Source organism: Pseudomonas sp. GL-B-12, assembly GCF_019955895.1.
Classification (GTDB): Bacteria; Pseudomonadota; Gammaproteobacteria; order Pseudomonadales; family Pseudomonadaceae; genus Aquipseudomonas.
Genome location: NZ_JAHBCX010000006.1, coordinates 1 through 14,284, shown reverse-complemented (window position 1 = coordinate 14,284; position 14,284 = coordinate 1). Strand labels below are relative to the sequence as shown.

The following is a 14,284-nucleotide window of genomic DNA, read 5'->3' as shown; positions in this document are numbered from 1 at the left end:
AAAGGGCGCTTTGCACGGGGCGACCCTCCAACACTACAAAGCATAGCAACGGCCTCAGGGTTTGCCGGAGTTCGACGCTTGCGTTCGTCCGCTTTCCCAACCGCCGCCCAAGGCGAGGAACAAATCGATCTGGCTTGCGGCAACCTGGGTGTTCGCAGCGGCCAGTTGCGCCGTCACGTCGATGTAGGTGCGGGTGGCTTGCAGGTCGGCCAGGAACGAGTCGCGGCCGGCCTGGAAGAAGCGGTGGGTCTGGTCGGCCGCCAGTTTTGCCGATTGCTCGGCATCGGCCAGTGCATCGCGGCGCTGCAGCAATGCCGTGTACTGGGCGAGGCCGGTCTGGGTCTCGCGAATGGCGTTGAGCACCACCCCGTCGAAATGCGCCAGGGTCGCCTGGGTCACCGCTTCGGCTTCGCGGATGCGCGCCCGGGCGCCGTTGGTCGGCACGTTCCAGGTCAGCGACGGACCGAATCCCCAGCGGTTGGTAGACGGGTCGCCGAGATCGTCCAGGATACCGACGGTACCGATGGTCGCGCCGATGCTGATGTTCGGGTACAGCTCGCCCGTGGCGACGCCAATACCGGCCGTCGAGGCCGCCAGCCGACGCTCGGCCTGCCGCACATCGGGACGACGCTTGAGCAACGCGGCGCCATCGCCCACCGGAATCAATTGCGCGATTTCCGGCAGCTCGTCGCAGGTGGCGGTGCCGGCCGGCAGTTGGTCCACCGGCTTGGCCAGCAACATCGACAAGCGATACAGCCCGGCCTGACGTGCGGCTTCATAGCGCGGCATGTCGGCGCGCAGGGATTTGAATTGGGTTTGCGAGCGGGTGACCTGGGTTTCATCGCCACGTCCGGCATCGCGCAGGCGCTGGATCAGCGTGGTGCTCTGGGCTTGCAGGTCGAGGGAATGCTGGGCGATTTCCCGTTCTTCATTGGCCGCGCACACTTGGGTGTAGGCGCGAACCACATCGGCCACCACGGTGATGCGTGCAGTATCGGCGGCGGCCTGCGTCACATCGGCATTGGCCTTGGCCGCTTCGATACCGCGTTGCAAGGTGCCGAACAGGTCGAACTGGTACGACGCGCTAATGCCAATATCGCCGATGTTGGCCACCGGCACTTTTTCCGGCAGCAGGAAGGCCTGGCCGGACTCCTGCAAGCGCTGGGCGCCCATCTGTACGCCGCCGCTCCAGCCGCCCGCCGCTTCCGCCTCGTCGACCTGAGCGCGAGAGCGGGACAGACTGGCCGCCGCCACGCGCAAATCGGTGTTGGAGGCCATGGCCTGCTGCACCAATTGGTCGAGTCGTGGATCCTTGTACAGGCGCCACCAATCGGCCGGCACCGGTGCGGAAACCACCGTTTTACCGTCGACCGCCAGATCGCCCTGGAAGTCTGGACGATGGACAGCCGCCGCTTCAGGCAAATGATAATCCGGCCCGACCATCTGACACGCCGACAGCAGCAAGCCTAACCCGGCGACCGCCAAACCCGAGGCCTTGCTCATTGCGCCAGCTCCCGCTTTTGATCGTCGATGATCGATACCGTGGCGGTGCGCCCGGCGATCATGCGGAAATCTTCCGGCACGTCATCGAAGGCGATGCGCACTGGAATCCGCTGGGCCAGCCGCACCCAGCTGAACGCCGGGTTGACGTTGGGCAGCAGGTTGTTGCCACTGGTGCGGTCGCGGTCTTCGATACCGGCGACGATGCTCTCCACATGCCCGCGCAGGCGCGCATTGTCGCCGATCACCCGGATGTCGACGCTTTGCCCGATATGGATGCCGTTCAGTTTGGTTTCTTCGAAATAACCATCGATATGGAACGAGTTGCTGTCGACCACCGACAACACCGGACGCCCGGCGCTGACGAACTCCTGGGCCCGTGGCGCGCGGTCGTTGACGTAGCCGTCCACCGGGCTGCGGATCACCGAGCGGTCGAGGTTGAGCTGCGCACTGTCCACCGCCACCTGGGCTTCCATCAAGGCCACTTGGGCGCGGGCCACTTTCGACTGGCTTTCTTCCAGTTGTTCACCCGGCACCAGGTTGCCCAGGCCCTTGTTCCGCTTGGCCTCGCGCTGGGCTTGGGCCAGGGTTTCTTCGCGGTCGGCGACTGCCGCTTTCGCCTGGCGCAGGGCCAGCTTGAAGCGGTCCGGATCGATGCTGAACAGCACCTGGCCGCGCTTGACCAACTGGTTGTCGCGCACCTCCACTTGCTGGATCAGCCCGGAGACATCCGGCGCAATTTGCACGATGTCGGCACGGATGTGCCCGTCGCGGGTCCAGGGCGCGAACATGTAATACATCACCATGCGCCAGACCACGACAACGGCGAAGCTCACGATCAACAGGGTCAACACCACGCGACCCAGGGTTAGAAACGGTTTTTTCATGTCATCAGGTATCGACTGAGTGAGTCCACGGCGCCAAGCAGCAAGGCGTAGAGGGCCACGTTGAACAATGCCCGGTGCCAGACCAGACGGTAAAAGTGCAGGCGCGTCAGCACCCCGTGCACCAACAGGTACAACACATACGTAATGCCCATCAGCACCAGCAGCGTGGGCAGGAACACCCCGCTCAGATCCAGGTCACCGATCATAGAGGTGCTCCATCAATGCCATGGGGAAGCGGTTCTTCGGGCTCGGCGGAACCGACGAATTCGACGCCGGGCAACAGTGCCAGACGCAGGCCGCTCAGGGCGTGCAGCAGATGCCGACGGGTTTCATCATCGCTGGCACCGCTGAGGGCGCGACGCGTGCGGTCGAGGGTCATCAGCAACGGGCTCGGTGCCTGCAAGCGTTCACCGGCCTTGAGGCAGGCCTTGAAGTACTCGCCAACCTCGGCCACTACCTGACGCAGCAGTACCTGCGGCACACCGAGGACCCGCGGGGTATAAGCGAGCAGGTCCAACAGATTCAGCGCCACCCGCACTTCCCGCAGCGCCACGCCGGAGTCCTGGCCGGTCATGGCCAGGCGCGGCAGATGCTGCATCAGCCGATCGAGCATCCGTATGCCCAGAAGCCGATGCTCAGACAACGTGGCCGGCTCGGAGAGGCTGACGATGTCACGCCAGCTGAAACGGGTCAGGCGCTTGGCTGCCAGTTCGGCACCGAACGGCCGGGCGATCAGGGTCCAGATGAACGCGAACAGCAACCCCATGGGGCCGGCCAGGTTGGAGTTGGCAAAACTGAGGAAATCCGCGTCGTAAGCGCCCTGAATACTGATGAAGGACGAGGTGTTGACCAGGGTCAGCAGCATGCCCAGGTAAAACTGCGGCTTGACGGTCAGGGTGCCGACGCAAATGAACGGCACGGCAAACGCCAGCACCAGCATCGGAAAGTCATGCAGGTTGGGCAGCACCAGAAACAGATAAAGGCTGGCGAACACCACCGACATCGCCGTCCAGAAAAAGAACCGGTAAATCTGCGGCGCCGGGTCGTCCATCGAGGCAAAGAAACTGCACGCCACCGCCGCCAGGATCACTGCGCTGCCGCCATCGGTCCAGCCGAGCAGAATCCACAATACCGAGGCGACAATGATTGCCGTAACGGTCGACGCGGCGGAATAAAACATCAGGCCACGATCCAGGAACGGGGACAGCCGTCCCAACCGCCAGTGCCGATACACCGCGCGCCAGCTATCCTGGCTTTCGCACTGGATGGCGTATTGCAGGCTGCGGCAGTCCTGCCATAAATCGATCCACTCGCCGAGACGGTAAATGGCGTTGGAGAACAGCAGTTGCTTGCGGTCATCCAGCGCTTCGGGAGCAGGTTGCAGGGCCTCAAGTTGATCCTTCAGGGCTTGCCAGCGGTCGAGATCGGCATCCTTGTGCTCGAGCCATTCGGTGGTGGCGGCCAGCAAGGGTGCGAACTTGTCCACAAGCTCGGGGGTGCGCCGTTCCAGGGCGTAAAGCGCGTCGTCGAGGGCATCGATCACTGGCAACAGGTGAATCATCCGTCCGCGCAATTCCTTGGTATTGCGCACTGTCTGCGGACGCGAGCCTTCGTGGGGCAACTGACCGATCATCAACTCCAGGGAGTTGAACGTGGCGACCATCGATGCCCGCAACGCGCTGACTTCTTCAGGCTGCACGTTGCGGCTGAGGAAGCGCAGGCTGTAGGTCGATGCATCGGCAAACCACTTGCTCACCGAATCATTGAACACCGGCGCCAGGCGCCGGGGCCAGAACATGGCACCGACCACCGCCGCCACGGCGATGCCGAGAAAGATTTCTTCGGTCCGCGCTTCGGCGACGTCCCACACCCCCAGCGGGTTGTTCACCACCGGCAGGGCGATCAACGGCAAGGTGTAACCGGCGAGCATCAAGGCGTAGTTGTTGGCCGTGCGCAAATGCAGGGACAGAAACAACAGCGTCCCGGTCCACAGCGCAATCACCACCACCAGCACGTAAGGGCTCTGCACGAACATTGGCACGAACAAAACCGCTGCCGCAGCGCCGATAAAGGTGCCGATCGCCCGGTACAACGCCTTGGAACTGGTAGGGCCGAGAAACGGACTGGAAACGATGTACACCGTGGCCATCGCCCAGTACGGACGCGGCATTTGCATGAGCAGGGCGATGTACAGCGCGATCATCGATGCGGCGAAGGTTCGGACTCCGTAGAACCAGTCCCGCGCCGGGGGCATGCCAGAGAAGAATCCGTTCAAGAGTTGGCCACCGATGGCGGCGTGGCCGCTTCAAAAGCTCTCAGTACCCGCAGCGTAGCCTCCAGATCACTCTGGTCAATGCCTTCAAGGACTTCGTGGCGCAAGCGCACCAGCTCCACTTCGACCGCCTGCACCAGCTCCCGACCGGTTTCGGTCAGGCTCAGGCATTTGGCGCGGCGGTCCTGTGCATCTTCGGTGCGGCAGACGTAGCCGCCATGGCACAACTGATCGAGCAGTCGCACCAGCGACGGGCTCTCCATCCCTGCTGCCTGGGCCACCGTCACCTGGCGCACACCCTCGCCCAGACGCCCGATCATCAACAGCGGAACGGCGCAGGCTTCGGAGATTCCATAGTTGGCCAGCGTAGTCTGGCAGATTTTGCGCCAATGCCTGGCGGCCACCACCATGGCACTGCTGATGTTCATCTGGAGAACGTCGAGGTTATTCGGCACGAGGGAAAACACACACTGTTAGCTTGCTAACTATCAATATTGCATTGGAGGGAATTTTCCGTCAAGTTTTGAAACAAATACGTAACAGTGACCTGCCGAGAGCCATCAACGTTTCTTGGCACGCTCATACACTTCACTGCGTTCGCGCTTTCCTACTGCAACGACAGAAACGACGACGCGCTCATCTATCACCTCGTAGACGAGTCGATATCCCGATGACTTCAACTTGATTTTGTAGCAGTCGGGCATGCCATGGAGTGAGTCGGAAGGGATTCGAGGCATTTCGAGCCGCTCTGCCAACTTCTTTTTGAATTGCTCACGCAACGTGTGTCCCAGCTTGTCCCATTCTTTACGTGCAGAAGGCAGAAATTCGAGCTTATAAGTCATCCAGCGTTACCGGGATCGGCGTTTCATGACGACGAGAACGCACGATTTCCGCCAACTCCAAATCATCCAGGCGTTCCATCATGGCTTCGAACACATCGGCAGGGACCATGTAACCCATGACGCGATTGTGATTGAGCACTGCGACGGGCCCTCCATGGGCGCCATTCAAAACGGCAGAGGGGTTTTTCTTTAGTTCAGACACGCTGACAGCCATATCAGCCAAAACACTTTGCATAATTAAGACCTCAAATAAGGTCTTAATTCTGGTCAATTATTGTAGTCAGAGCAACCTAGGTTGAGCACCGCCTATCAGTTTTCTACACCCCTCGCCCCTTCCTCAACAGCACATCCAGCTGATCAACTACTTCGGCCCAATCCGCGTCATCGAGTATCTCCTCTCGCAGAAGATCCGCCTGACTCGGGCTCCAGAAAAATGCATCCGCAAGGTGCAGCTCCGGTTTGAGCGGTGAATGGGTGGCGATGAATTTATCAATGCTTTCGGCATCGTCCGGCAGGCCAAGTTGCTTGAACAGGGATGGAAGGTTGTGGGTTGGGTTTTCCATGACGAACTCCGATGAACCAATTTAGGGACCGCTGCACGGTCATCGCGAGCAGGCTCGCTCCCACAGGAAAATTCGTTCTCCCTGTGTGCGAGCCTGCTCCGGGCGGCGTTCCGACGATGACGGCAGCGAAGACACTGCAGACCTAATGACTCAACTCCCGCACCTCGGCATGCGGCACCATTTTCAGAAACTCGGGCATGTCCATGCGCACCAGATTGACGTGGTTGCCGGCCTCCAGATAGATGTCTTTCTGCCGGGTCAGCATCGGATCGATCACCACCTCCAACCCATAGGACTCACCCAGCGCCGGTACGGCACCGCGTTCGCAATCATCGAAAAGGTGCGCCAGGTTGCTTTCGCGGGAAACCTGCCACTCACCGCTGCTGCGGACTTTGCTCAGGTCCAGGTGACGGCTGGCGGGCAGCACGGCCATCAGGTAATGCCCATGGTGATCGTCGAGGATCACCGATTTGGCCACCCGTTCGGCAGGAATACCTGCGACCCGTGCCGTTTCGAGGCTGCTGGCCGAGTGTGGGTGGCTGACGATGTCATATTCGCATTGAGCCTTTTCCAGGCTTCGCTGCACGGTTCTTGCCATTCGCATGATGCACCTCGGTGTCCGCCATGATCGCTGGCGGACGATGGTTAAAGTTTTGCTTGCGTAGTAAAAGTCTAGGCCCGTCAGCGCGATCCGGCGGGAAATCTGCCCATCGGATGTCGACGGCAGTTGAGCAAAATTCATACCGGCCAAGGCTCAACTAAACTGTATTCAGAGCCACTCCACGACTCTCCCGGAGGGTCAAGTGAACACGCGTTGCTGTGCAGTTGCGTTGCTGTTGGCGTTGAGCGGACCGGCCTGCGCCGCCGACACGGTTGTGTTGCTGGTGCCCAACCCCATCGGGATCTGGCTGATCACCTTCGGCCTCGCGTTCCTGATCGCTGAGGCGGCCCTGCCCAATTACGGCGTAATCGGCCTGGGCGGCATCGTGATGTTCGTGATCGGTGCGGTGATCCTGTCCAATACCGAAGTGCCCGTGCCGTTGATGATCGGCCTGGGACTGGTCAGCGCACTGTTGCTGATCTACCTGGTGTTTCACGCCCTGAAGACCCGACCGCGCCACACCGTCAGCGGTGATGCCGGGCTGGTCGGCAGCGAAACGCCGGTCACGTCAGTGCAGCTCGGCAACGCCTATGGCGGCTGGGTTCATCTGCAAGGAGAACGATGGCAAGTGCTCAGCGCGACGCCGCTGCAACCCGGGCAACAGGTGCGGGTGGTGGGGCGCAAGGGCTTGCTGCTGCAAGTGGCCGCGGCTGACGCGGCGCCGGGCGGAGAATAGTCATGGGTTTGCAATTGGGTCTTGTCGCGCTGCTATTGTTGATCATCGCACTGGCGGGGTCGACGTTCCGCATCCTGCGCGAATACGAGCGCGGGGTGGTGTTCCAGCTCGGGCGCTTCTGGCAGGTCAAGGGCCCTGGCCTGATCCTGCTGATTCCGGTGGTCCAGCAAATGGTCAGGGTCGATTTGCGCACCGTGGTGCTGGACGTGCCGCCGCAAGACGTGATCACCCGCGACAACGTGTCGGTCAAGGTCAACGCGGTGCTGTATTTCCGTGTACTCGATCCGCAGAAGGCAATCATCCAGGTCGAGGATTTCCTGGCCGCCACCAGTCAATTGGCGCAAACCACGCTGCGGGCGGTGCTGGGCAAACACGAACTGGACGAACTGCTGGCCGAACGCGAACGCTTGAATCTGGACATCCAGCAAGTGCTCGACGCCCAGACCGACGCCTGGGGCATCAAGGTTGCCAACGTCGAGATCAAACACGTGGACCTCAACGAATCGATGATCCGCGCCATCGCCAAGCAGGCCGAAGCCGAACGGGAACGGCGAGCCAAGGTGATCCACGCCGAAGGCGAATTGCAGGCCTCGGAAAAGCTCATGCAGGCCGCCGAAATGCTGGGTCGCCAACCGGGGGCCATGCAGCTGCGCTACATGCAGACCCTGAGTTCGATTGCCGGCGACAAGAGCTCGACCATCGTCTTTCCACTGCCGATCGAGTTGCTCAAGGGCATGGCGGACTTGTCGTCGAAACCCTGAAGGTTACGATGACGCCACTCATTGTCCGGTATTGCCGGACAGGTACAACCTCGCGGCAACACCACCAGCCTTCATCTGACGAGCGATATGCCATTGCACCGGCAACGGTGCGAACTCGTCAGGTACGTCGGCGGTACTGATCAGCCAGGTTCGTCCCGTGCCCTTGGGCAGGTCGCTCAAGTGGTCCAGATACACGTCTGGCATCGTCAAGGTACCGAAACCATAGTCGTTCGGCCGGCTCGAAGTGCCATCGGCCCGTGGCGGGGTGTAGAGCAGGGGCTGGGTACTGGTGCGGTTGTAGTAGACGTAACTCAAGTACCAGAGCATGTCACTGGTAACGATCCGGTCCCCCGGCTGAAAATGCACGTTGACATCTTCCACCAGGACGTTGACCTGATCATGGACGTCCACCGTCGCGTTGTTTTTCAGGCCCACCAGTTCAACACCGACAAACAGGACCAGCACCGTCAGGGCCAGCACCCGGGAACCGGAGTACAAGCGGTCGATTGCCAATGCCGCCAATAGCGGCAGGCCAAGGGCATACGCGGTGAGGTAGCGCTCGATGAATATCGGCGAAAAAAACGACACCGCAAACACCAACAGCATCGGGACAAAGGTGTAGACCGCGAGCAACGCGCTGCCACGGAACACACTGCGATCACGTGCCAGCGCCACCCACGCCAACACCGGCAAGGTCACCGGCAAGGCAATAAACACCAGGGGAGGCAGGGTTTCTCCGTCGTCCTGGGTCAGCAACGACCAGACCATCGACGGTAAGGAATCCAGGCTGACGGGCAGTTCCCAGCCAACATCGCCATTGGCCTTCAGTTGGTTCAGGTGCCGTAGCAGGTCGACGAACCCCGGCAGCCACGGCAGATACAGCGCCACGATAGCCACATTGGCCAGCCACCAGTCACCCCGCTGGATGTGCCGCAGACGATGCCCCGGCTGCACGCGGATGATCCCCAGGTACAACCAATGGCAGAGCACACACAGGGCCGTGAAGTAATGGGTGTAAAACGCAGCGCTCATCAGCACGACATAGATCACCAGATAGCGCCGGCGCTGCGGCTTGCGGATCCAGTACACCAGCGCAATGGTTGCCCCCAGCAACCACAGCCCCAGCAGCGAATACATTCGCACTTCCTGGCTGTAGCGCACCGCCGTGGGCAGCAGGGCCAGCAAGAAGCCGGCGAAGATCGCGGCACGGCGGGTGGCGAGCCGATCGACCAGCCACACACCGAGTCCGACCGAGGCAATCCCCGGCAGGGCACTGAGGCAGCGGATCGACAATATGCCGTCGCCAAACATCGCGATCCAGCCGTGCAGTAACATGAAGTACAGCGGCGGGTGCACGTCGTAGGCGGCGTGCAACCAGATGTCAGGTAATGAATAACGGGCCAGCAGCAGGCTGGAACCCTCGTCGCCCCAAATCGCGGCAGCGGTCAGATCGTAAAAGCGCACCAGCGCGGCCAATACCAGAATCGGCACCAGCCAATGCTCTCGCGCCCAGCGGATCAACGGTTGCGCGCCCCTGGCGAAACCAGGATTGGCGTGCGGTCCCTGAGTGTCGCCCATCGGCGTTTCTCTGCGCGCCTCCATTGCCTCCCCTTGCGACGTTGAGTGAAGATCCAGATTGTTTGCGCATCACTTTAGCCCTTCAAGCCGAGCAACGTCGATGCTGACCCGATAATGAAGCGATAGCCGGCGGCGGCACCGTCAGCGCTGCGCCGTCTCAGCCAACGGATACACCGACTCCCAACCCCCACCCAACGCCTTGTACAACCCGACGGCCGCCAGCGACACGCCGGTCGAACTCTCGACCCACTGCTCCTGCGTCGCCAGCAACGCCCCTTGCACGGTGAGTACGGTGACGAAATCCACCACACCCTCGACGTACTGTTGTTGCGCGGTTTCCAGAGCAATGCGGTTCTGGCGCACGGCCTCGGCCAGGCTGTCGCGGCGCAACTGGCTGGCGTTGTAGGAGCTCAACTGGTCATCGATTTCATGCCAGGCGCGCAGCACGGTTTGCTGATAGGCGATAGCGGCTTCCTGTTGTTGTGCTTCACGCAACTCGAGCACGCCACGCAAGCGGCCGCCGTCGAACAACGGCAAGCTGAATTGCGGGCCGATCCCGAACGAACGCGAACCCCAGGAGCCGAAATCGCTCAGTTGCATGGCCTGGGAACCGATGTTCCCCGACAGGGTGATTCGCGGATAGAAATCGCCCTTGGCCACGCCAATGCTGGCAGTGGCGGCATGCAGCCGTGCTTCGGCCTGGCGAATGTCCGGCCGACGTTCAGCCAATTGCGAGGGCAAGCCAATCGCGACCTGACGCGGCGTTTGTGGCACCGGTGCGTCTGTGGATAACTCCGCCGCCAATGCCTGCGGCAGTTCGCCCATCAACAGACTCAAGGCGTTAATCAGTTGCCACTGGCGCTGCTCCAATGCGGGCAGGCGCGATTCGATGGCCGCCACCTGTGCGGCGGCTTCGGCGACATCCAGGTCCGTCGCGACGCCGTCGGCCAGGCGCAGTTGCGAAAGTTTCAGGCTATGGCGGGCGACGTCGAGATTCTGCTCGGTGACGAGCCGGGTGTTCTGCACACCGCGCAACTGAATGTAGTCCTGGGCGGTTTCGGCCAGCACCGACAGCAGCACACCGCGTCGGTCGTTCTCGGCAACTTCCAGGTTGGCGTCGGCGGCTTCGGTTTCCCGCCGCACGCGCCCCCAGAAATCCAGCTCCCAGGAAGCGGAAAAGCCGGCATCCCACAGGTTGAAGGCGGATTGGCCGTTGTGTCCTGACGGGTCGTTCAAGCCTTCACCGCTGTTGCGGTTGCGTCCGTAACGGCCGCTGGCGGCCGTGTTGGGGTAGCGCTCGGCGGTGATGACCTGACGCACTGCACGACTTTGCTGCAAGCGGCTGCCGGCCAGCTTCAGATCGAGGTTGTCGGTCAGGGCACGCTGGCTCAGGGCCGAGAGTTTCGGGTCGTGGAACATTTCCCACCAGCGCTCGGCCATCGTTTCGGTGACGGCCTGGCTGGCGGCTGCCTTTGATGGTTTCGACCATTCGGCGATTGGCTGTTCCTCAGGCTTCTGGAAGTCCGGGCCGACGGTGCAGCCGCTCAATGACAGCAAACCCAGCCCGATAGCGAGTGCCTGAATGCAGTACCTGTGGCGAGGGAGCTTGTCGGATCGCCGCACCGTCCCGTTCGAGTGCGTAGCGCTCGTCGATTTCGGGTCCGCTTCGCGGCCCAGCGGGAGCAAGCTCCCTCGCCACATGGATGGGGACTTACCCACGCTCATCGCTGAGTCACCTCACGCGCAGACAACGCATTGCTGCCGGTATCGATACTCGCCTCCACCGACATCCCCACCCGCAAACGCTCGGCCAGCGACTGTCCCGGCTCCAGCACAATCTTCACCGGTATCCGCTGCACCACCTTGGTGAAGTTGCCGGTGGCGTTGTCCGGTTTGACCGCAGCGAACGTCACCCCGGTGGCCGGGGCAATGCTTTCGACACGACCGTTCAATGCCGCGCCGCCCAGGCTGTCGACGCGCACTTGCACAGCCTGCCCCGGCTGCACATCCGTCAGTTGGGTTTCCTGGAAATTGGCCATCACATAAGCCTGAGCCAGCGGCACCACCGCGAGGATTTTGCTGCCCGGCGTGACGTAGGCGCCGACCCGCACCGCGCGTTCGCCGACCATGCCGTCCTGTGGCGCGACAATCCTCGTATAGGACAACTCGTAGCTGGCCATTTCCAGCTTCGCCTGCGCTCGTTTCAGGCCACCTTCGGCTGCATCGCGCTGGGCGGTGAGGATCTCCACCTGCTTGCGTTCCGCCGCCAGCACTGCCGTGGCGTTGGTCAGCCGTGCGGATGCCTGGTCGATGCGCGTTTGCGCCTGTTGCGCATTTTGCACCGTGCCGGCACCCACCCCGGCGAGGTGGTTGTAGCGGTTCAATTCATGCTCGGCAAAGGCCATTTCTGCCTTGGTCGAAACCACCGAGGATTGCGCCTGGGCAATCACCGACGCCTGACGCTCCAGGGTCGCCCGGGCGTTTTGCAGTTGCGCCCTGGCCACCAGCGTTTCGGCGTCAGCGGCCTGGGCGGCGGCGCGCAAATCCCGGTCATCGATCAGCGCCAACAACTGCCCGGCCTTGACCTGCTGGTTGTCCTCAACCAGCACTTGCTTGATAAACCCGGCAACGCGCGGCACGACCAGGGTGAAATCCGCCGAGACATAAGCATCGTTGGTGTTCTGCTGGGTACGCTTGCCGAACAGGCCGGGCATCGCCAGGTACAGCAACACGCCGACGGCCAATGCCGCGGCCACGGCAACCGCGACTTTCTGCTTTGCTTGAGTGTTCATAAAAACCTTCTGTATCAGTGGAGCATTCAGGTCGGAGCGCGCGGCGGATAGATCCGCGTCGGCAGCCAGAAAATCAGCAGGATCAAGGTCACGGCGATACCGGCCATGCACAGGTAAAGATCAGAGGAAGTGAGCACCACCGCTTGCTCATGCAGACGATGAGCGAGGCTTGCGCTGTCGCGCTCGGCCAGCGGCGAGTTGCCGAGGCGATCGACCAGCATGGTCGAGTGAAAATGCAGACGTGCCGTGGTCAACGCCTCGATCACCCCGGTGGCGATGACCGCCGACAGGCCTTTGACGGTGTTGAACCAGGCCGATGCAAACGGCCCTTGCATCGGGTTGATGCTGCCGGTGGACAGCATCAGCAACGGCAACACCGCCATGGGCTGACCGAAAATCTGCAGCCATTGCAGCACATAGAAATCATCGCGAATCCACGCGGACGTCAGTTGCGAGCCGCCGACGCACGACAGCGCCAGCATGCTCAGGCCGATGCCCAACACCCAGCGGCAATCCACCCAGCGAAAGTTGCACAGCGCCGCCACCAACGGCAGCGCAATCAATTGCGGCAGCGCCGCCAGCAGCATGATCGGCGCGGTCTGCACCGGGCGATAACCCTGGACCTGCGCCAGGTAGCTGGACGGAATAATGATCACCGCCTGCAATACCACCAGCACGCCCGCCAGGGTCAGCAGGGCGAAAGACAGGTTACGGATGCCGAGCATCTGCATCTTGAAAAACGGAATCGGCTGCGACCACTCGCCGCTCAAAAACAGCACCAGTAGCAACAGCCCGCCGCCGAGCAATCCGCAGATCAGGTTCGACTCGAACCAGTCCAGACGATTGCCCTGCAGGATGCCGATCACCAGCATGCAGATGGCGGGAAAGCCCAGCAGCACACCGCGCCAGTTGAAGGATTTGAAACGTTCCAGGCGCAGCGGGTCCTGGGGTAAGCCATACGCCACCGCGACCATGGCAATCAGGCACGGCGCAATGATTTGCCAGAAGGTCCATTGCCAGCCGACATACTCGGTCCACAACCCGGCCAATGGCGTGCCCAGGCCCGGGCCGAACGTCGCCGTCAGGGCATAACCGGCCAGGCCATACAACTTCACATTGGCGGGCAAAAACCGCAGGGCCACGGTCATCAGCATGGGTGGCAATGCACCGCCCGCCAGACCTTGCAACGTCCTCAGCAGCAACAAGCTTTCGTAATTAGGGGCGAAGGGGCACAACACACCCAACAGGGTGAACAGGCTGATGGCGCACAGGGTGAAACGCCGCAACGAGAACGTCACCGCACACCACGGCGCGAACGCCATGGCCGCCACCGACGTCGCGGTGTAACAGGCGACCAGCCAGGTGCCTTCGTCGTAGCCGATGGCCAACGCACCACGGATATCGGCCAGGGCGACTTTGGTCACCATCTCGTTCAGGCCAGACACCAGCACCGCCAGCAATACGCCAATCAGGCCGATGATGATCCGCGGACCGAAGACGGGTGGAGCGGCTGCCGGGCTGGCCGCAGCAACAGGTGCCGTGACCGTAAGGGAAGTCATGTACTGTAAGCTCCGGCGTGGAAAGACCGAAGCATTCTAGGAAGCGTGATGCCTGACGAAAATCAACTTATTGGCAGGTTATAAGTGCGTTATACGCAACAATGCAAAACCCTTGTGGGAGCGGGCTTGCTCCGGGCGGCGTTCCGACGAAGGCGCTGGGTCAGTCGGTATCAATGTTGAATGACAAATCGCA

The 14,284-nt window shown here is 61.6% G+C and carries 15 protein-coding genes; 2 read left to right on the top strand and 13 right to left on the bottom strand.

All coding sequences use genetic code 11. The annotated features are described in order from the left end of the window. Positions 1-54: 54 nt before the first annotated feature. The 9 genes from KGA85_RS03440 to KGA85_RS03400 form a co-directional block, all read right to left on the bottom strand. Positions 55-1,503 (bottom strand): efflux transporter outer membrane subunit, encoded by a 1,449-nt coding sequence (locus tag KGA85_RS03440; protein ID WP_223542915.1) that lies wholly within the window; start codon positions 1,501-1,503, stop codon positions 55-57. Continuing rightward, positions 1,500-2,387, bottom strand: a complete 888-nt coding sequence (locus KGA85_RS03435) for an HlyD family secretion protein (RefSeq protein WP_223461324.1) — start codon at positions 2,385-2,387, stop codon at positions 1,500-1,502. Before KGA85_RS03435 ends, KGA85_RS03440 begins: the two co-directional genes overlap by 4 nt. Next, positions 2,384-2,593 (bottom strand): DUF1656 domain-containing protein, encoded by a 210-nt coding sequence (locus KGA85_RS03430; protein WP_007987399.1) that lies wholly within the window; start codon positions 2,591-2,593, stop codon positions 2,384-2,386. The genes KGA85_RS03435 and KGA85_RS03430 overlap by 4 nt, the downstream gene beginning before the upstream one ends. Next, positions 2,590-4,662 carry an FUSC family protein gene (locus KGA85_RS03425; RefSeq protein WP_223461326.1) on the bottom strand — a complete coding sequence of 691 codons (2,073 nt, stop codon included), beginning with the start codon at positions 4,660-4,662 and terminating at the stop codon, positions 2,590-2,592. Before KGA85_RS03425 ends, KGA85_RS03430 begins: the two co-directional genes overlap by 4 nt. Beyond that, the gene (locus KGA85_RS03420; RefSeq protein ID WP_046040691.1) at positions 4,659-5,087 is read right to left on the bottom strand and encodes a MarR family winged helix-turn-helix transcriptional regulator; all 429 of its coding nucleotides are present in this window, start codon (positions 5,085-5,087) and stop codon (positions 4,659-4,661) included. The genes KGA85_RS03425 and KGA85_RS03420 overlap by 4 nt, the downstream gene beginning before the upstream one ends. A 132-nt stretch (positions 5,088-5,219) precedes the next feature. Beyond that, positions 5,220-5,501, bottom strand: coding sequence for a type II toxin-antitoxin system RelE family toxin (locus tag KGA85_RS03415; protein WP_223461328.1), 282 nt, complete (start codon positions 5,499-5,501; stop codon positions 5,220-5,222). Beyond that, the gene (locus KGA85_RS03410; protein ID WP_046040690.1) at positions 5,491-5,736 is read right to left on the bottom strand and encodes a type II toxin-antitoxin system prevent-host-death family antitoxin; all 246 of its coding nucleotides are present in this window, start codon (positions 5,734-5,736) and stop codon (positions 5,491-5,493) included. Before KGA85_RS03410 ends, KGA85_RS03415 begins: the two co-directional genes overlap by 11 nt. 82 nt (positions 5,737-5,818) lie before the next feature. Further along, positions 5,819-6,064, bottom strand: coding sequence for a DUF2789 domain-containing protein (locus KGA85_RS03405; protein WP_223461330.1), 246 nt, complete (start codon positions 6,062-6,064; stop codon positions 5,819-5,821). Positions 6,065-6,206: 142 nt separating this feature from the next. After that, positions 6,207-6,668, bottom strand: a complete 462-nt coding sequence (locus KGA85_RS03400; protein ID WP_046040686.1) for an aminoacyl-tRNA deacylase — start codon at positions 6,666-6,668, stop codon at positions 6,207-6,209. Between the two features lie 199 nt (positions 6,669-6,867). On the opposite strand from KGA85_RS03400, the gene KGA85_RS03395 reads away from it, so the two are divergent. Beyond that, the gene (locus KGA85_RS03395) at positions 6,868-7,401 is read left to right on the top strand and encodes an NfeD family protein (protein ID WP_223461332.1); all 534 of its coding nucleotides are present in this window, start codon (positions 6,868-6,870) and stop codon (positions 7,399-7,401) included. Between the two features lie 2 nt (positions 7,402-7,403). Next, positions 7,404-8,162 carry a slipin family protein gene (locus KGA85_RS03390; RefSeq protein WP_008049942.1) on the top strand — a complete coding sequence of 253 codons (759 nt, stop codon included), beginning with the start codon at positions 7,404-7,406 and terminating at the stop codon, positions 8,160-8,162. Between the two features lie 18 nt (positions 8,163-8,180). Here the strand turns inward: KGA85_RS03390 and KGA85_RS03385 are convergent, their stop codons facing one another. The 4 genes from KGA85_RS03385 to KGA85_RS03370 form a co-directional block, all read right to left on the bottom strand. Then, positions 8,181-9,764 (bottom strand): glycosyltransferase family 39 protein, encoded by a 1,584-nt coding sequence (locus KGA85_RS03385; RefSeq protein WP_223461334.1) that lies wholly within the window; start codon positions 9,762-9,764, stop codon positions 8,181-8,183. 117 nt (positions 9,765-9,881) lie between these two features. Further along, positions 9,882-11,465, bottom strand: coding sequence for an efflux transporter outer membrane subunit (locus tag KGA85_RS03380; RefSeq protein ID WP_223542914.1), 1,584 nt, complete (start codon positions 11,463-11,465; stop codon positions 9,882-9,884). Further along, a complete protein-coding gene (locus KGA85_RS03375) occupies positions 11,462-12,532 on the bottom strand; it encodes an HlyD family secretion protein (protein WP_223542913.1) in 1,071 nt (356 codons plus the stop codon). The genes KGA85_RS03380 and KGA85_RS03375 overlap by 4 nt, the downstream gene beginning before the upstream one ends. Before the next feature lie 26 nt (positions 12,533-12,558). Continuing rightward, positions 12,559-14,091, bottom strand: a complete 1,533-nt coding sequence (locus KGA85_RS03370; protein WP_223536366.1) for an MFS transporter — start codon at positions 14,089-14,091, stop codon at positions 12,559-12,561. Positions 14,092-14,284 lie beyond the last annotated feature (193 nt).